The sequence below is a fragment of the Croceicoccus sp. genome (assembly GCF_983967925.1).
In genome coordinates this window covers 54417-71747 of the sequence record NZ_CFETID010000007.1, presented here as the reverse complement: position 1 = coordinate 71747, position 17331 = coordinate 54417, and the positions used below count along the sequence as shown (strand labels likewise).

The window sequence follows — 17331 nt, the reverse complement described above, 5'->3', positions numbered from 1 at the left end:
CATAAAGACAATTACACCCAGCCATTGGCCGGGTCACATATTTCACGGACGAAACCCATGCGATTTTCCCGGTTCTTCATCGACCGGCCGATTTTCGCGGGCGTCATCGCGGTGCTGATCACCGTGGTGGGTGCGCTCGCCTTCATCGGCCTGCCCGTTACGCAATATCCCGACGTGGTGCCGCCGACGGTCACCGTCACGGCCACCTATCCGGGCGCTTCGGCCGAAACCGTGGCCGACACCGTCGCCGCGCCGATCGAGCAGGAGATCAACGGCGTCGACGACATGCTCTACATGGATTCGCAATCGACCGGCGATGGCAGGGTGACGATCACCGTCACCTTCAGGATCGGCACCGACCTCGACGAGGCGCAGGTGCTGGTCCAGAACCGCGTCGCCATTGCCGAGCCGCGCCTGCCGGAATCGGTGCGCGCGATGGGGGTGGTGACCAAGAAGTCCTCGCCCGACTTCCTGATGATCGTGAACCTTCAGTCGCCCGATGGCACCTATGACCGCGAATATCTGTCGAACTATGCGCTGACGCGGGTGAAGGACCGGCTTGCGCGGCTGGACGGGGTGGGCGACGTGCAGATGTTCGGCGCGCGCGATTACGGCATGCGCATCTGGATCGATCCGGACAAGGCCGCCGCGCGCAATCTGACGGCGGACGAGATCGTCTCGGCCCTGCGCGCGCAGAACGTGCAGGTCTCGGCAGGCGCACTGGGACAGCCGCCCTATGACGGCGGCTCAGGCAGTGCGGGAGCCTATCAGCTCGGCGTCGAGTTGCAGGGCCGGCTGACCACGCCGGAGGAGTTCGGCAATGTCATCGTGCGCAGCGATGCAGGCGGCGGACAGATCCGCGTGAAGGATGTCGCGCGGATCGAACTGGGCGCGCAGGACTATTCGCTCAACACCTACCTGTCGGGCAATCCGACCGTGGTGATCGCGGTGCTGCAGCGCCCCGGTTCGAACGCGCTGGACGCGGCCGAGACGGTGCGGGAGGAAATGGACGCGCTGGCCGCGGATTTCCCGCAAGGCCTGGAATATTCGGTCATCTACAACCCGACCGAGTTCATCGGCCAGTCGATCGACGCGGTCTATCACACATTGTTCGAGGCGGCGGTGCTGGTCGTGCTCGTCATACTGGTCTTTTTGCAGAACTGGCGGGCGGCGGTGATCCCCATCGTCGCGATCCCGGTGTCGCTGGTCGGCACCGCGATCATGCTGGCGGCGACGGGCTATTCGCTCAACAATCTGTCGCTGTTCGGGTTGGTGCTGGCCATCGGCATCGTGGTCGACGACGCCATCGTGGTGGTCGAGAATGTCGAGCGCTATATCGAGGAAGGCGTCAAACCGCTTGAGGCCGCGCGCCGGTCGATGGACGAGGTGTCGGGCGCGCTGGTCGCCATCGTGCTGGTGCTGTGCGCGGTGTTCATCCCGACATTGTTCATCGACGGCATCTCGGGCCAGTTCTACAAGCAGTTCGCCGTCACCATCGCGACCGCGACGGTCATCTCGCTGATCGTGTCGCTCACCCTATCGCCCGCGCTGGCGGCGATCCTGCTGCGCGAGAAGCACCGCGTGGCGGACGATGCCCCGCGCTGGCGGCGCGTGCTGCAGGGTGCAGGCGACCGGTTCAACCATGGGTTCGAGCGGATGAGCGAGGCCTATGCAAGGCTGACGCTGCGGCTGGTGAAGCGTCCGGCACGGATGATGGCGGGCTATGCCGCGCTGATCGTCGCGACGGGCGGTCTGTTCTGGGCGACGCCCGCGGGCTTCATCCCGCAGCAGGATCAGGGCTATTTCCTCGCCGCGATCTTCCTGCTGCCGGGTTCGTCCCTGTCGCGCACCGACGAGGTGACGCGCGAGGTGGCGGAGAAGATCCTGCCCGGCAAGGGGATACGCGGCGCGGTGATGTTCGCGGGCTTCAACGGCCCGTCGCGCACCGCCTCGCCCGATTCCGGGGCGATCTATTTCCCGTTCGAAAGTTTCGAAAAGCGCGCCGAACTGGGCGTGACCGAGGAAAGCATCATGGCCAAGGCGCAGGAAGCGCTGGCGGGTTACGACAAGGCCAGCATCATCCTCCTCCCGCCGCCCACGATCAACGGCATCGTCCCGCCCGGCGGCTACCGTATGATCGTCGAGGACCGGTCGGGGCAGGGCTATGCCGAGCTTGAGAAGGCGGCGCAGGCCTTGCTGGCGCAGGCGAACACGCAGCCCGAGCTTCAGCAGGTCTATACCTTGTTCAACCGGGGGTCGCCGCGCGTCCATGCCGATATCGACCGGCGCAAGGCCGACATGCTGGGCGTGCCGCCGCAGAATATCTTCTCGACGCTGCAGACCTATCTGGGGTCAACCTTCATCAATGACTTCAACCTGCTGGGCCGGACATATCGCGTGACCGCGCAGGCCGATGCCGGATCGCGCAATTCGGTCGCGGATATCGCGAACCTGCAGACGCGGTCGAGCAACGGATCGATGGTGCCGATCGGCTCGGTCGCGACCTTCGAGAACAGGACCGGCCCCTACCGCGTGGTGCGATACAACCTCCAGCGCGCGATCGAGGTGGATGGCAGCGTCGCGCCGGGATATTCCACCGGACAGGCGCTGGCGACGATGGAAAAGGTCGCCGCCGAAACGCTGCCGGCGGGCTATGGCGCCGAATGGACCGGCATCGCCTATCAGCAGTCGATCGCGGGCAATACCGCGGGCGTGGTGTTCGGCATGGCGGTGCTGTTCGTCTTCCTCGTGCTGGCGGCGCAATATGAAAGCCTGACGCTGCCGCTGGCGATCATCCTGATCGTGCCGATGTGCCTGTTCGCGGCCATGCTGGGCGTGAACCTGCGGGGGATGGACAATAATATCCTGACCCAGATCGGCCTTGTGGTGCTGATCGCGCTGGCGGCCAAAAACGCGATCCTCGTGGTCGAATTCGCAAAGCAGGCGGAGGAAGAGCAGGGCCTTTCGCCGGTTCAGGCCGCGGTGCAGGCCGCGCGCACCCGGCTGCGCCCGATCCTGATGACGTCCTTCGCCTTCATTCTCGGCGCGGTTCCGCTGGTCATCGCCAGCGGTGCCGGGTCGGAGCTGCGGCAGGCTTTGGGCACGGCGGTGTTCTTCGGCATGGCGGGCGTCACCGGCTTTGGCCTGCTGTTCACCCCCACCTTCTATGTCGTGTGCCGCAATTTGGCCGAGGCGCTGCGGTGCGGCCCCCGTCCGAATGCGGAGACGCCCCGCCCGAAACAGCCGCGCGATTACGATCCGCTGGCGATCCCGGCGGAATGAAAGGAGCCAGAGAGATGTTCCGCATGAACAAGACCATTGCCGCGCTGCTGTCGGCGAGCGCGCTGACCGCCTGCACCGTGGGGCCCGATCATATCGCACCGGCGATACCGCCCACCGCCTCTGCGCCGTTCGTCGGGGTGCAGACGGCGGATGTCACCGCCGATGCGCCCGCCGATGACTGGTGGACGCTTTATGACGATCCGGTCCTCGACGCGCTGGTCGAGGATGCGCTGGCCGCCAATACCGACATTCGCGTCGCCCTTGCGCGGATCGAACGGGCGCGCGCCTCTTTGCGCGGATCGTGGGGAGAGGCGCTGCCGCAGACGAAGGTCTCGGCTTCGGGCAGCTATGGCCGCGTCTCGGAAAGCGAGACACTGCCGGGCATCGACCGCGAGGGACGCCGCATCGCGGGCGAATTCGCGGCGGGTTACGAGCTGGACCTGTTCGGCCGCGTCGCGCGCGGGATCGAGGCATCGCGCGCCGATGAGGGTGCCGCGCGTCAGGACGCCGATGCGGTGCGCGTCATGGTCGTCGCCGATACGGTGCAGGCCTATGTCGACGCGGCGGCCAGCGCGCAGCAGATCGCGGTGGCGCAGTCGATGGTGGATTTGCTGGCCCGATCCGAACGCATCACCCATGCGCGTTTCGAGCGCGGCCTGAACCAGAAGCTCGACGTGCTGCGCCTGACCCAGCTGCGCGAGGCGCGGGCCGCGACAATCCCGCCCTTGATGGCGCGCCGCGATGCCGCGCTGTTCCGGCTGGCGACGCTGACCGGGCGCACGCCGCAGGAGCTGCCCGCCGATGCGCTGCGGCGCCGGACGACGCCCGATGTCTCGCAGCCGATCCCCGTGGGCGACGGGCGGATGCTGCTGGCCCGGCGTCCCGACGTGAAGGCGGCGGAGCGCAGGCTGGCGGCCGATACGGCGCGCATCGGCGTGGCGACGGCGGATCTCTACCCGCGCATCAGCCTGGGCGCGGCGGTATCGACCACTTCGCTGGGCGACATGCCCGTCTTGGGGTCCGGGCCGCTGGGCTGGCTGGTCGGCCCGCTGATCCAGTGGGCATTCCCGAACCAGGAGGCCGTGCGCGCCCGCATCGAAGCCGCGCGGGCGGATGCGGACGCCGATCTCGCGCGTTTCGACGGCACCGTGCTGCGCGCGCTGGAAGAGACGGAAACCGCGCTATCCGCCTATCGCAACGCGTTGGTGAGCGAAGAGCGGCTGGCCGCCTCGCGCGATGCGGCGGACCGCGCGGCGAAGGTCAGCCTTGCGCGCCAGAGCCGCGGCCAGATCGACGCGCTGGCCTCTCTGGATGCGCAACGCACCTTGGCCGAAACCGAAGCCGATTTTGCCGCCGCGCGCCGCGCCGTCGCCTTGGCGCAGATCGATCTGTTCCGCGCGCTTGGCGGCGGCTGGACGGGCGGGTGAAAAAGAGGATCGATCCGCGAACTGCCCGCTATGTCACGAGAGCCTTAGCGCCGGCAGATAGCCCGCATATTCCAGACGCATCATGGACAGGATCGCAAACCTTGCCATCAGTCCGCGCATGGTGGGCCTGAACATCAGGTTCCAGCGATATTCCTGTTCCCGGGGAGACCAGCGGGTCTTGGAAACGTCGCGGCCTACCGACAGGTTGACGGCTTTCTTGCCGGATTCGATCGACTGTTTGATGACCTCGTAGACCAGGGTCGTCATCACGCTGTATTTCCCGAATTCGGCTTCGTAACCCGAGTAATAGAGATACAGCCCATCCTCGGTCTCGAAACCGAGCCTGGCTGCGACAACCCTGTCGTGATGCTGCATCAGGAAAAGGCGCAAGCCCGAGCTGTCGGGATCGCTCGCGAGGGTCGCGATGAACTGCCGCGCATAGTCTTCCTCGAAGACATTGCGGTGGCGGGTTCCATGCGTCTGGTTCGCGCGCAGGGCGTGAAGGCGATAGAAGTCGGGAAGAAAAGCACCGATCGAGCCGGAATCGCGCAGGCATCGGAACTGCAGGTCGACGCCGTCCCGCTTGGCGCTGTTATAGCATTTGCGGATCGATTCCCTGATGTTGCGCTTCATCGCCGAGCGGAATGACGCAAGGTCGGGTTCGAGCATCACCACGAAACTCTCGACCAGCGGGCGCGTCGGGTGCGGGATCGAAACCGCGTCGTAAAGATCCGCAACTTCAGGCGGACCCGCCGGCAGCGAGATGACGTCCCAATGGGTATAATGCGTCTGCACATAGGAAACGAACGCCGAATAGGCGGCGTGTGCATGGCCCTCTTTGACGAGGCCCGTCCTCAATTCGGTCAATATGTTGTCGGCGCCCAGCGGCTGCAGATAGCTGAGGACGGGCACGCCCTTGACCACCAGATTTTGCCGAAGCATCGGGAAGACGCCGATGATTTCGCGCCCGTCCTCGACCAGGAAAATCTGCAATTTCCGGTTGGCGCCGCCCATGCGGCCGAATTGCTCCCACCAGCTCTCGTTATAGAACAGCGACTGGAACGGCTCGGCAATGCCCGGCTGCCTCTCCAGGCGGTTCCAGCCAGCACGCTCGGCATCGGTCAGTTTCGCGAAATCGTCGACAATACGTACCATCGATCCGGCAACAGCTTTTTCCATCAGAATCGGACCGCTCTACCGCCGGGCACTTAAGGGTTCATTGCCGGTGCCTCAGCTTGGACATGCTTCGTCGGCGCAGGCATCCGATATGACGCATCCCTGTCCCGGCGAGCTGTTTCCCGGCAGGCTGCTTCCCGGCAGGGGAGGGCGATGGCGATATTGCAAAGCCTTGTAAATATGGTTTCGCCCTATGCGCCCGGCCGCTGCATGCCGCCATGACGCGACTGCCGCCGGATCGACCGCCAGCCTAACGCGTTGCAAAGAAAGGAAACAGACACGAGATTTTTGCGAGGGCCCGAATGACCGACGACCCGGACATGCTTTACAATTCCATCGAACGCCTCGCCAGCGCGGGGATATCGGCGGCCATATTATTCGTCGTCATCGTCGTGTTGATCCGCCTGCTGGGCAAGCGCGCGACCGGGCAGATGAGCAATTTCGACTGGATGATCTCGATCACCGTGGGCAGCCTTGCCGCCAGCGGGATCTTGCTCAAGAACGTCAGCCTTGCCGATGTGATCCTTGCCATCGCGGTCATCGGATTCCTGCAATGGGCCACCGCGTGGCTTGCCTGCCGCAGCGAATGGTTCGAAAAAATGGTGCGCGCCCGGCCCCGGCTGCTGGTCCACAAGGGGCGGCTGCTGGAAGAGGACATGCGGCGCGAGCGGATCTCGCGGCACGAGATATTCTCGTATCTGCGAGGGCGGGGCTATGTCCGTCCGGACGAGGCGAACTGGGTCGTGCTGGAGAACGACGGCACCATGACCGTGATCCCCCGGCAGGAGGCAGGCTTCGACGATGCGGGGCTGCTGGACGATGTCGTGTGGTCGTCGTCTCCGGCGGCGGACGCGAAGGAACGGCCGGGCGAAAAGCGCGGCGAAAAGGCGGAACCATCGCGCTGACCTTAGGTTGAGACGGAAACCCGCGACGCCATGGAGACCCGGATGACCGCCGACACGAAGACCCTCGACCGGCAGGCCGCAACCCGGATCGCGCCCCGCAGCGGTGTGGCCTTTGAATTGGCAGAAGGCCAGCGGCTGACGGTGATCGACCCCGAAGGACAGCAGGTGTCCGACCTGCTCGCCTTTGTGCGCGGAGACGTGGGCGAGGTGATCTCGAACGGGCGGACCTTCGATTATGAAGAGACGATCGCGCTGACCACCGGCAACCGGCTGTGGTCGAACCGCTCGAACGTGCTGCTCTCGATCGAGGAGGACACGGTCGGTCGGCACGATTTCCTGCTGACCCCGTGCAGCGAGGCGACGTTCCGGCATTTCTATCCGGGCAAGCCCGTGCACCGCGGCTGTTTTGGCAATCTGGCTGAGGCGCTGGCCCCCTATGGAATCGGGGAAGACCAGATCCCGGTCGCCTTCAACTGTTTCATGAATGTGCCGATCGCGGCGGATGGCGGCGTGTCCGTCGTGCCGCCGTCGAGCCGGGCGGGCGACCGCATCACCCTGCTGGCGCACCGCGACCTGGTGATCGGGCTGACGGCATGTTCGGCCTATGACAGCAATGGCGGCAGTTTCAAACCGATCGATTACCGCATCGACTGACCGCACAGACCGAAAAGGGAAAGACCCATGAGCGACAAGCAGGACAAGATCGAAAAGCAGGCGATGCCCGACAAGGACCCGTCGGACATGCCCACGACCGACCGGCCCGAACGCAACAGCAAGCTGTATAACGAGCTGCGCAAGGAGGATTCGGTCGACCCCGAGCAATATCCCAAGAAGGACCGCGATGCCGCGGATCTGACCGGCAAGGACCAGTGAAACGCCAAGGGTCGAAGCGCGCGTGAAGATCGCCGTCGTCGGGCATATCCGTTTCGCCATAGCGGAACCCTTCGCAGGCGGGATGGAGGCGCATTGCGCGGCGCTGTGCAAGGCGCTGTCGGACGCGGGCCACGACATCGTGCTGTTCGCCGCGGATGGCAGCGAAACCGCCGCGCCGCTCAACGCGATCTGCGACGATCCTTACGAGGATGTGCTGCCATGGGCGCGCTGGCGCGGGACCGAGGAACTGGCGCGCTATCAGCACGATTCCTTTGCGCGCGGCTGGGAGGCGATCCTCTCGGGCGGCTTCGACGTCGTCCACAATAATGCGCTGTTCCCCGATCTGATCGACTGGGCCGCGCGCGACAGCATGCCCATGCTGACATCGCAGCATGTGCCGCCCTTCGGCATCATGCGCGACGCGGTAATGCGCGCCATCGGCGACGAGCGGCTGCAGTTCAGCGTTACCTCCGCCAGCCAGCTGCCTCTGTGGCTGCAGCGTCCGGCGAGCAATCTCGGCGTGGTGCACAACGGGATCGACACGGCGTTCTGGCAGCCGGGCGAGAAGGGCGGCCGTTTCCTGTGGTCGGGCCGGATCACGCCGAACAAGGGCACCGCCGATGCGCTTGCCGCTGCGCATGCGGCAGGCGCCGAGCTCGACATCGCGGGGACGGTGGAGGACGAGATCTATTTCGCACAGCATGTCGCCCCGCTGCTGGACGGCCGCCGCCGCTATATCGGCCATCTGGACCGCGCGGCGCTGCAGGCGAAGGTCGCGGCGGCGCGTGCGGTGGTGGTGACGCCCGCATGGGACGAACCCTTCGGCCTTGTCGCGGCGGAGGCCTTGTCCTGCGACATTCCTGTGATCGCCTTTGACCGCGGCGCGCTGTCCGAAGTGGTGCGCGATTGCGGTGTCATCGTGCCCGCAGGCGATGTCGCCGCGCTGGCGCGGGCCATGCAACATCCACCCCGGCTTGCCCCCGGCATGGCGCGGGCGCGGGCGGAGGCATGTTTTTCGCTGCAGGCGATGGTCGCGGGCTATGAACGCCTGTACCGCGCCGCCATCGCGGCCGTTTCCCATGGTGCCGATACCGAATGCCGGGCGGTCGCGTGAAGCCGCGCGGGCCCGCGCATGGCCCCGCGCATCGCTATATATTCGTGGGCGGGCTGCACCGGTCGGGCACCAGCCTTGTCGCCAGCCTGCTGGCCGAACACCCCGACATCGCCGCGATCGAAGGCGCGCCGGTTCCGGAGAACGAGGGCTGCTATCTGCAGGGCGCAATCCCGCATACGGCGCGGCACGGCATCCCCGGCCATTTCGCGACCGATCCCGCGCAGCATCATGTCGAGGGCTGCGCGCTCGACCGGATGGACACGCGCGAGCGGCTGGAGGCCGACTGGGCGCCGTGGTTCGATCCGGGCAAACCGTGGCGGGTCGAAAAGTCGCCCGTCAATTTCACCCGCATGCGGCTGCTGCAGGCGCTGTTCCCGCTGGCGCAATTCATCGTCGTCACCCGCCACCCGGCGTTCACGACCGAGGCGATGCGCAAATGGATCGATGTCGAGGAGCGCCGCTTTCCGCGCCACTGGTGCGACGCGCATGACATCGTGTTCGCGGATATCGAGCATCTCCATGGCGTGATGATCGTGCGCTATGAAGATCTGGTCGGTTCGCCTGCCGCCGTGCGCGATGCGATGTTCGCGTTCCTCGGCCTCGGCCCGTGCGACACGCGGATAGAGGTGGCGAACGGCAATCGCCGCTATTCGGCGAGCGCGCAGCACAGCGCGCTGTGCTATCCCGCGCTTGGCTATGCGCCGGGGGGCGTGCATGTGCCCTTCGCCCCCGTCGTGCGCCATCCGCTGCGCGCGGTTCGTGACATGGTGACCGCGATCATGGCCGCGCAGCACGGCAAAGCGTCAGTCCGGGCAGGCAATGCGGCGGAAGCCCCGATTTCCCGAAACTAAAGCCGCGCCCATCCATTGCGGGAGTCTTGATTTAGGAGATTGCCCGATGGCTGAGGATATCAATTTCGACGACGGCGGCGCCAACCACCAAAAGCCCCGCAACGAAGACGAGGTGATGACCACGGCGCAGGGATCGCCCGTCGCCGACGACCAGAACTGGCTGACCGCCGGACGGCGCGGTCCGCAATTGCTGGAAGATCATATCGCGCGCGAAAAGATCTTCCATTTCGACCACGAGCGCATTCCCGAACGCGTGGTGCATGCGCGCGGCTATGGCATCCACGGCCATTTCGAACTGAAGAAGGCGATCCCCGAATTCTCGCGCGCCGCGATCTTCAACGAGGTCGGCGTCAAGACGCCCACCTTCACCCGTTTCTCGACCGTGGCGGGCAGCGCCGGATCGCCCGATCTGGCGCGCGACGTGCGCGGTTTCGCCACCAAGTTCTACACCAGCGAGGGCAACTGGGACCTTGTCGGCAACAATATCCCGGTGTTCTTCATTCAGGACGCGATCAAGTTCCCCGACCTGATCCACGCGGCCAAGCCCGCGCCCGACCGCGGCTTTCCGCAGGCGCAGACCGCGCATGACAATTTCTGGGACTTCATCTCGCTGACGCCCGAGGCGATGCACATGGTGATGTGGATCATGTCCGATCGGACGATCCCGCGCAGCCTGCGCTTCATGGAAGGGTTCGGCGTCCACACCTTCCGGCTGGTCAATGCCGAGGGCAAGTCGCATTTCGTCAAGTTCCACTGGAAGCCGCATCAGGGCATGCAATCGGTGGTCTGGAACGAGGCGGTGAAGATCAATGGCGCGGACCCCGATTTCCATCGCCGCGACATGTGGGATTCGATCGAGGCGGGCGATTTCCCCGCGTGGGATCTTGGCATCCAGGTCTTCGACGAGGCGTTTGCCGAGACCTTCGAGTTCGACGTGCTGGACGCGACCAAGATCATCCCCGAGGAACAGGTCCCGGTCGAGATCATCGGCACGCTGACGCTGGACGCCAATGTCGACAATTTCTTCGCCGAGACCGAGCAGGTGGCGTTCTGCACGCAGAACATCGTCCCCGGCATCGATTTCAGCGACGATCCGCTGCTGCAGGGACGCAATTTCTCCTATCTCGATACGCAGCTGAAGCGTCTGGGCGGGCCGAATTTCACCCATATCCCGATCAATGCGCCCAAGTGCCCGGTGCGGCATTTCCAGCAGGACGGGCACATGGCGATGACCAATCCCAAGGGCCGCGCCAATTACGAGCCCAATAGCTGGACCGGCCCCGCCGACGACAACCGCGAACCGCGCGGCCCGCGCGGCTGCCCGATGAACGGGTTCACCAGCTATGAAGCGCCGGTCGAAAGTCCCAAGATCCGGGCGCGCAGCGAAACCTTTGCCGATCACTACAGCCAGGCGCGGCAGTTCTATGTCTCGCAGACCGAGATCGAACAGGGTCACATGGCCAATGCGCTGACGTTCGAGCTCAGCAAGGTCGAGCATGTCCATATCCGCGAGCGGATGGTCGGCCATCTGCGCAATATCGACGAGGATCTGGCGAAGGAAGTCGCCGACGGGCTGGGCATGGCCGACATGCCGGACAAGATGCCCGCCGCGCGCGAACCGATCACCGATCTGCCCGCCAGCAAGCCGCTGTCGATCCTTGCCAACAGCCCCAAGACCTTCAAGGGCCGCAAGCTGGGCCTGTATATCGCGGAAGGCGCGGATGCCGGCATGGTGTCGGCGCTGATGGAGGCAGTGAAGTCCGAGGGCGGCATGGTCGAGGTGGTCGCTCCGCACGTGACCGGCGCGAAACTTTCCGACGGCAAGATGCAGGCCGCCGACCAGAAGATCGACGGAGCGCCGTCGGTGCTCTATGACGCGGTCGCGGTGGTGATGGGCGAGAAGGCGGGCAAGAACTATGCCGACGACAAGCCCAGCATCGACTTCGTCAATGACGCGTTCGCGCATGCCAAGTTCATCGGATACGCACCCGGCGCCATGCCATTGCTGAAGGGTGCGGGCGTCGCCGGAAAGATGGACCAGGGCTTTGTCGAACTGGCCGATGCGAATGGCGCAGCCGCGAAATTCATCGACCAGTGCAAGCAATTGCGGTTCTGGGACCGCGCGGCGGTCAAGCAGGACTGACGTGAATTCCCTGCGACCGGATGCGCCATATGTGCGTCCGGTCGCGGGAACCTTTTGGCGGGTCAGCAATTGGGCGGACTGACTGCAGCGGAAATTGCAGCCTCATTTCGCAGAGAACATCATGTCCGCCATCGTCCCCGGCCCTTTCGTGCCTGCCGAGCTTGTCCTGCCGGATGGCAGCATGGTGCCGCTTTGCCTCCACGGCCTGTCCTGCGAGGATTGCATCGTGTCGGGCGCCGTGCCCGAGGGCAGCCACGAATTATGGGTCGGCGCGGTCGGCCCGTTCCATTTCGCGCGCGATCCGCAGCGGGATGACAGGCTGCGGTTCACCGGCCCGATCCATCCCGCGATCGTGCGGCATTTCAACAGCGTTCTGGCGATGGACAAGGCCTGAGCGGCCCGTCCCTGACGGCCCGACCCTGACAGCGCGTTCAGCGCTCAGCCCTTCGACAATTCCTCGCCCAGCTTCAGGCTTCCCTCGCCGTAGAGATAGGCCGGGTCGAACTTGCCCGCCTGCTCCAGCCGCGCGCGGTCGAGGATGGTGACCCGCCCGCGCGTCAGCTCCATGATCCCGGCCTCGCGCAGGCTGCGCACCACGCGGTTAAGGTGGATCGGCGTGGTACCGCAGGCGTCCGCGATCTCCACCTGCGTCAGCGGCAGGTTGAAACCGTCCTCGTCGCCCAGGTCCACGAAGGACAGCCGGTGCCACAGCTCGGCCATCAGATGGGCGAGGCGGCCCTCGATCGGCAAGTGCTCCATCGTCAGGATCCATTCGCGGTGGATCGCGGCGTCGAGCAGGGTGGAGAACCACAACATCCGCCCCAGATGCGGGTGGGTGGCGATCAGCCGTTCAAGCTTTTCATGGGTGACATAGCCCACCTTGGCCGGACCGATCGCGACGACCGTGTGGTCGAGCCGTTTGAGCGCGAAGGCATGCAGGTCGACGAAATCGCCCGGCACATGGATCGACACAATATGCCGCCGCCCGTCACGCTCAATCGTGCGGGCCATATAGCCCTCGACAAGAAAGGTGCTGCGGTCGACGAGCTGCCCCGCCTCCAGGATGATCTTGTCGTGCGACAAGCGTTCGAACGGGCCCATCATCTCTTCGATCAGCTGCCGTTCGTTCGGCGTCAGCGCGTGACGCGCACGCCCCCGCAGGAAGCGCCAGCTGTTGGGATAATCCTCTTGCATGGTCGCTTCACCGATCCCGTATCGAATTGCGCGTAAAGCCGCGTGGCAAGAGAGACGTATAACCCATTATCAAATGATAATCGCTGATCATCGCTTTACAAGCCTCAGCCCGCCGCAGTCACGGCAGGCTGCGCGGCGGCTGCGTCCGCCTCCAGCTGGCGCAACACCGACGCGCTGCTGGCATAGGGATGATGCGCCTGCTGGCGGGTGAGTTCGAGGTCCTCCTCGCGCGTGTCGCGGCACCGGGTCCAGCCGGTCTCGCGCGGTTCGGCGAGCCCCATCAGGCGAAAGGCGCGCAGCCAGTGCTGCATCGTCGGTTCGCCCCATTTGCGGCGGAAATATTCGGCATTGCGCAGCACGCTGTCGAGGTGGTGGACCGGCGGCATGTGATGCGGATGATACTGGTGATAGGCCTTCGCCCCGCGCACCCACCAGATATCCATGCCCGCCGCCGCGCAGCTTCGCCCGAAATCGGTATCCTCGCCGCCATAGCCGACATAGCCCTCGTCGAAGCCGCCGACGCTGCGGAACGCCTCGGCGCGCATGGCGAAATTGAGCGACCAGAAGCAGCGATAGTCGCGGCAGGGTCCGACGGCCTGCTCGGGCGGGCCGGGGCGTTCGGAATGGCGCACGGCGACGGCGTCGAGCGCGGCGAAATCCAGCGTTTCGACCGGCGCGCCCCTTGGCAGATAGCCGACCTCGCCCATGAACAGCCCGTCGGCCCCGTTCGCTGCGTCAGACCGGTCCATCGCGGCGGCGTAATCGCCCAGCAGTTCGGGATGCGCCATGCAATCCACGTCGAGGAACACCAGCCGGTCCCCGCGCGCCGCCCATGCCGCCGCATTGCGCGCGGCGGAAAGCGCAAGGCCGCCTTGGCCCGCGACGATCTGGCGAACGGGGAAGTCGCAATCTGGCAGGTCGTAGGGATCGTCCTGCAGCACCGCGATCACCAGCTCGCCGGGGCGGGTGCGGCTTGCGCGCAGGCTGCGCACCAGATTGCGCAAGTGACCGGCGCGCCCATGCGCCAGCGTGCAGACCGAGATCATGGCATCGCTTCCTTTTCCAGCGGGACCGGCGAGCCTGCGCCTTCCCACAAATCGCGCGCCAGATCGTCGAGCCAGCGCGCCGCCTTGCGGTCCGCCTGCGAGTCGATCCAAGGCTCTGCATCGCCGGTGCGCGCGGCCCGGGCCTCGTCCCACAGCGTTGCCCAGCTGGCGGCATCGGACGGCCACGTCGGTCGCGAGGCGCAGACCCCGGCGCGGGCCAGCGCCTCGGCCTTGCGTTCCTGCTCTGCGAAATAGCGCCATTCGGGGATGGCGATCCACGGCTTGCCGGTCTGGATGATCTGATGGACAATGGTGTTGCCGCAGCTTGATACGATGCGGTCGGCGGCGGCGATGTGATCCGACGCATTGTCGACCCAGCCGCGCAGTTCCAGATTGCCGGGCGGCGTCTCGTGCCATTCGCTGAAGGTCTCGCCAATGACGATCCAGTGGGTATCCGGCTCGGCCCGCGCGCCCAGCGTCAGCGGCGCGGTGGGCGTGCCCTGTCCGCCGCCGCCCGCGATGACGAGCATCAGTTCGCGGTCCCTCGGCGCGCGAATGCGCTCGCGCGCGCCGTCGCTCGTCTGCAAGGGCGCGATCCCCAGACCGGGGGCGTGGAAGATCTTGCTCAGCAAATGGTCGGGGCGGCCCGGCTGCTCCAGCCTTGCGTCATAGGGGGCGAGCAGGCCGACAGCGCCGTCATAGCTGGCGCGGTGCGCGGGGTCGTCGCGGTCGCCATGCTGCAGCACTGCGACATGCGGGACCGAGGCGATGCGGCACAATTGCCCGATCTCTGCCGAGACGTCGGTGACGAACAGGGCAGGGCGCGCGCTGGCAAACCAGCCGGTGATTTCGGCCACTGCCTCGGTAATGCCGTGCCACCCCAAGGGCGCGCAATGCAGCGTATCGGGCACCGGCATGCCCGCCAGCCGCGGCGCTTCGCTACCCTGCGCCTCGAACAGCGACGGGATGGTGCGAATCTCGATTCCCGGATTTAGCGGCGGGAAGATATCGTCCCTTGTGCAGAACATCGTGACGGGCCGCCACTCCACCACCGCATTGGCGAGATGCGCGCAGCGTTCGGCATGCCCGCGCCCCTGGTGATGCACGAAGATCCCGACGGGACGCGTGTCAGGCTGCGGCATCCTCGGCCTCCTTGGCGGGTGTCGTTGCAGAAGCGGGGCGGCGGCGGTCGCGGCGCGCGTGCCACAGCATGCCTTCCAGCACGCCCGCCGCATGCGAGCGGCGCGCGGTATAGACATGGGTCAGCCCCGCGATGCCTCGCACTTCCTCGTGATGGTTGGCGACCAGCACCGCGCGCTTGCATTCGGCCAGCATGTCGGCGTCATTGCCGCTGTCGCCTGCCGCGATCACGCGGTCGGGCGGCAGATGCAGCACCTTCGCCACATGGGCCAGCGCGGCATGCTTGCCCGCCCGTTCGGGCAGCACGTCGAGCAGCCGGTCGTGGCTGAGGATCGCGCGCGCGGTCAGGCCTGACGCGTCCAGCCTGCCCCGCACCGCCGCCAGCACGGCGGGATTATCGGCAAGGAAACTGCACTTGAAGCGGCGCTGCTCGATCGCGGTCTGCCGCGAAAGGCCGCTCACGCCGTCCAGCGCTGCGAACACGCCTTCCCGGTCCCAGCCTTGCGCAATCGACGCAGCATAGTCCTCGTCCAGCCGAAAGCCGCCGTCCCGCCGCCAGTAGATTTCCGAGCCCACCGACGAAATCAGCACATCGGGCGAGGGCATGTCCCATTCGCGCAGCAGCCGCCGCGCCTCGACGAACGAGCGCCCCGTCGCCACGCCGAAACCGACGCTGGCGCGGCGGCGCGAGAGAAAGGCCGACAGGCGGCGCGCGCCCGAACGGCAGCCGGTCAGCGTGTTGTCGATGTCGCTGACCAGCAGGCTGCCCGGCGCGGCGGGGGCATTAACGGCCTGCGAACCGGCCACATCCTGCGCGATCGACAGGAAACCGCGCGCGTAATCGTCCCAGTTCATCGCCCGCACATTGGCCCGCGCATTGTTCGAGCAGCGCTGCCACAGCATCTCGTCCTGCAGCAGCCGGGCCATCGCGCGGCCCATGTCGGCGATGTCGAGCGGATCGACCAGCAGCCCGTGCTCCAGCTCAGCCAATATGTCGCTGGGGCCGCCGTTGCGCGTCGCGACCACCGGAAGCCCGTGCGATGCCGCCTCGATCAGCGTCAGGCCATAGGGTTCGGTCAGCGCCGGATTGACGAAAATCCCGCGCGTTCGCCGCGCCAGCTCGTACATGCCCGCCACGTGCCGCGTGTCATGGCGCGAAGGCCATGCGACCGATCCGTGCAGGGCGTTGCGGTCGATGGCGTCGACAAGGTCGAGCAGCACTTCGCGGTGTTCCTTCTCCCCCTGCTTGAACCCGCTGCGCAGCCCGGGAAGGATCACCAGATTGGCTTGGGCGCGCAGCATGTCATGCGCGGCAAAGGCCTCGACCAGCCGGACGAGGTTCTTCTTGTGCACCGGCCGCGCGATGGCGAGGATCATCGGCCGGTCCATGTCCTTGAGGAAAGGCTCGATCAGGCCGCGCGCGCGTTTGACGTCGCCGTCGGCGGGATCGGCGGTCTCGACACCGGGACGCAGCCGGTGGATCCGGTCGAACCGGGCGGAGGGATAGGCGACCAGCTGCCGCTCGCACTCGTCGCGCGAGGAGGCGACGATGGCATCCGCGCTGCCGATGGCGCGGTCTTCCTCGCGCAGGCGCGCGGCGAGGTCGGCGTTGCAATCCAGCATGGCGGCCTTGTCGCGGCCCAGCGAATGCGCGGTGTAGATAAAGGGAATGCCCAGCGCGTCGCGCACGCGGCGCGCGACATCGGCGGCATCGGCGAAATGCGCATGGATGATGTCGGGCAGATGGTCGGCGCCGCGCAGATGCGCGATCAGCGCGCGGGTGAATGCGTCGCGGTCGCGGGCCAGATCCTCCTTCGCCAGATAGCGCCGGTCGCCGCTGTCGATGCGGACGATCTCGGATTTGGGGCCGATGCTCTCGCGCGTAGCGGCGTGGATGCGGCCAAGCGCGGGTTCGTCGAACAGCCGCGTCGCGATATCGGCGCGGGTCACGCGCGGATCGCGTGCAAGCGCCGCCATGGCCCCGAGGATATAGGCTATGTGACCTCCGGTATCCTCGGTCATGCCGTAGGGTACGGGAGGCGCGCGCAGGCAACCGCCCAGCGCAATGGCCAGAACACGCATCGGCCCTGTCTCCGAATGAAATGGTTAACGCAGGGTCAATGTCTGTCGAAGCCAATCGGTTCCGAAAGCAATATTATTAATCTTCACGCAATTATCAT

14 protein-coding genes are annotated in these 17331 nt (G+C 66.0%); 9 read left to right on the top strand and 5 right to left on the bottom strand.

Going from position 1 to position 17331, the window contains the following annotated elements; translation table 11 throughout:
• Positions 1–57 precede the first annotated feature (57 nt).
• Together AC4FIJ_RS06105 and AC4FIJ_RS06100 are read left to right on the top strand one after the other, a co-directional pair.
• Positions 58–3282 (top strand): efflux RND transporter permease subunit, encoded by a 3225-nt coding sequence (locus AC4FIJ_RS06105; RefSeq protein WP_490335821.1) that lies wholly within the window; start codon positions 58–60, stop codon positions 3280–3282.
• A 23-nt stretch (positions 3283–3305) separates the two neighbouring features.
• Positions 3306–4709 carry an efflux transporter outer membrane subunit gene (locus tag AC4FIJ_RS06100; RefSeq protein ID WP_490335876.1) on the top strand — a complete coding sequence of 468 codons (1404 nt, stop codon included), beginning with the start codon at positions 3306–3308 and terminating at the stop codon, positions 4707–4709.
• 33 nt (positions 4710–4742) lie between these two features.
• On the opposite strand, the gene AC4FIJ_RS06095 is transcribed toward AC4FIJ_RS06100, so the two are convergent.
• Positions 4743–5888, bottom strand: a complete 1146-nt coding sequence (locus AC4FIJ_RS06095) for a GNAT family N-acetyltransferase (RefSeq protein WP_490335820.1) — start codon at positions 5886–5888, stop codon at positions 4743–4745.
• Between the two features lie 299 nt (positions 5889–6187).
• Between AC4FIJ_RS06095 and AC4FIJ_RS06090 the strand changes: the two genes are divergently transcribed.
• The 7 genes from AC4FIJ_RS06090 (at position 6188) to AC4FIJ_RS06060 (ending at position 12165) form a co-directional block, all read left to right on the top strand.
• Positions 6188–6790: a DUF421 domain-containing protein gene (locus AC4FIJ_RS06090; protein ID WP_490335819.1), complete on the top strand. Its 603-nt coding sequence runs from the start codon at positions 6188–6190 to the stop codon at positions 6788–6790.
• Between the two features lie 42 nt (positions 6791–6832).
• Complete coding sequence (locus AC4FIJ_RS06085; protein WP_490335818.1) at positions 6833–7444, top strand: DUF1989 domain-containing protein; 612 nt, start codon at positions 6833–6835, stop codon at positions 7442–7444.
• A gap of 27 nt (positions 7445–7471) precedes the next feature.
• On the top strand, positions 7472–7663 hold the full coding sequence (locus tag AC4FIJ_RS06080; protein WP_490335817.1) for a hypothetical protein: 192 nt from the start codon (positions 7472–7474) through the stop codon (positions 7661–7663).
• A 22-nt stretch (positions 7664–7685) separates the two neighbouring features.
• Complete coding sequence (locus AC4FIJ_RS06075; protein WP_490335816.1) at positions 7686–8777, top strand: glycosyltransferase; 1092 nt, start codon at positions 7686–7688, stop codon at positions 8775–8777.
• Positions 8759–9628, top strand: coding sequence for a sulfotransferase family protein (locus AC4FIJ_RS06070; RefSeq protein WP_490335815.1), 870 nt, complete (start codon positions 8759–8761; stop codon positions 9626–9628). Before AC4FIJ_RS06075 ends, AC4FIJ_RS06070 begins: the two co-directional genes overlap by 19 nt.
• Before the next feature lie 46 nt (positions 9629–9674).
• Positions 9675–11771 (top strand): catalase, encoded by a 2097-nt coding sequence (locus AC4FIJ_RS06065; RefSeq protein ID WP_490335814.1) that lies wholly within the window; start codon positions 9675–9677, stop codon positions 11769–11771.
• 121 nt (positions 11772–11892) lie between these two features.
• Entirely contained in the window at positions 11893–12165 is a 273-nt protein-coding gene (locus AC4FIJ_RS06060; RefSeq protein WP_490335813.1) for a hypothetical protein, read from the top strand.
• A 44-nt stretch (positions 12166–12209) separates the two neighbouring features.
• On the opposite strand, the gene AC4FIJ_RS06055 is transcribed toward AC4FIJ_RS06060, so the two are convergent.
• The 4 genes from AC4FIJ_RS06055 to AC4FIJ_RS06040 form a co-directional block, all read right to left on the bottom strand.
• Positions 12210–12965, bottom strand: a complete 756-nt coding sequence (locus AC4FIJ_RS06055; protein WP_490335812.1) for a Crp/Fnr family transcriptional regulator — start codon at positions 12963–12965, stop codon at positions 12210–12212.
• Positions 12966–13069: 104 nt separating this feature from the next.
• Positions 13070–14011, bottom strand: a complete 942-nt coding sequence (locus AC4FIJ_RS06050) for a glycosyltransferase family 2 protein (RefSeq protein WP_490335811.1) — start codon at positions 14009–14011, stop codon at positions 13070–13072.
• Positions 14008–15153: a hypothetical protein gene (locus AC4FIJ_RS06045; RefSeq protein ID WP_490335810.1), complete on the bottom strand. Its 1146-nt coding sequence runs from the start codon at positions 15151–15153 to the stop codon at positions 14008–14010. Before AC4FIJ_RS06045 ends, AC4FIJ_RS06050 begins: the two co-directional genes overlap by 4 nt.
• Positions 15140–17233 (bottom strand): HAD-IIB family hydrolase, encoded by a 2094-nt coding sequence (locus AC4FIJ_RS06040; protein WP_490335809.1) that lies wholly within the window; start codon positions 17231–17233, stop codon positions 15140–15142. Before AC4FIJ_RS06040 ends, AC4FIJ_RS06045 begins: the two co-directional genes overlap by 14 nt.
• Between the last annotated feature and the right edge of the window lie 98 nt (positions 17234–17331).

What these genes read in the sequence shown, in the direction of transcription:
- AC4FIJ_RS06055 (WP_490335812.1), bottom strand. Translation starts at nt 12,965, where the DNA reads ATGCAAGAGGATTATCCCAACAGCTGGCGCTTCCTGCGGGGGCGTGCG.
- AC4FIJ_RS06080 (WP_490335817.1), top strand. Translation starts at nt 7,472, where the DNA reads ATGAGCGACAAGCAGGACAAGATCGAAAAGCAGGCGATGCCCGACAAG.
- AC4FIJ_RS06065 (WP_490335814.1), top strand. Translation starts at nt 9,675, where the DNA reads ATGGCTGAGGATATCAATTTCGACGACGGCGGCGCCAACCACCAAAAG.
- AC4FIJ_RS06070 (WP_490335815.1), top strand. Translation starts at nt 8,759, where the DNA reads ATGCCGGGCGGTCGCGTGAAGCCGCGCGGGCCCGCGCATGGCCCCGCG.
- AC4FIJ_RS06090 (WP_490335819.1), top strand. Translation starts at nt 6,188, where the DNA reads ATGACCGACGACCCGGACATGCTTTACAATTCCATCGAACGCCTCGCC.
- AC4FIJ_RS06100 (WP_490335876.1), top strand. Translation starts at nt 3,306, where the DNA reads ATGAACAAGACCATTGCCGCGCTGCTGTCGGCGAGCGCGCTGACCGCC.
- AC4FIJ_RS06060 (WP_490335813.1), top strand. Translation starts at nt 11,893, where the DNA reads ATGTCCGCCATCGTCCCCGGCCCTTTCGTGCCTGCCGAGCTTGTCCTG.
- AC4FIJ_RS06040 (WP_490335809.1), bottom strand. Translation starts at nt 17,233, where the DNA reads ATGCGTGTTCTGGCCATTGCGCTGGGCGGTTGCCTGCGCGCGCCTCCC.
- AC4FIJ_RS06105 (WP_490335821.1), top strand. Translation starts at nt 58, where the DNA reads ATGCGATTTTCCCGGTTCTTCATCGACCGGCCGATTTTCGCGGGCGTC.
- AC4FIJ_RS06050 (WP_490335811.1), bottom strand. Translation starts at nt 14,011, where the DNA reads ATGATCTCGGTCTGCACGCTGGCGCATGGGCGCGCCGGTCACTTGCGC.
- AC4FIJ_RS06095 (WP_490335820.1), bottom strand. Translation starts at nt 5,888, where the DNA reads ATGGAAAAAGCTGTTGCCGGATCGATGGTACGTATTGTCGACGATTTC.
- AC4FIJ_RS06045 (WP_490335810.1), bottom strand. Translation starts at nt 15,153, where the DNA reads ATGCCGCAGCCTGACACGCGTCCCGTCGGGATCTTCGTGCATCACCAG.
- AC4FIJ_RS06085 (WP_490335818.1), top strand. Translation starts at nt 6,833, where the DNA reads ATGACCGCCGACACGAAGACCCTCGACCGGCAGGCCGCAACCCGGATC.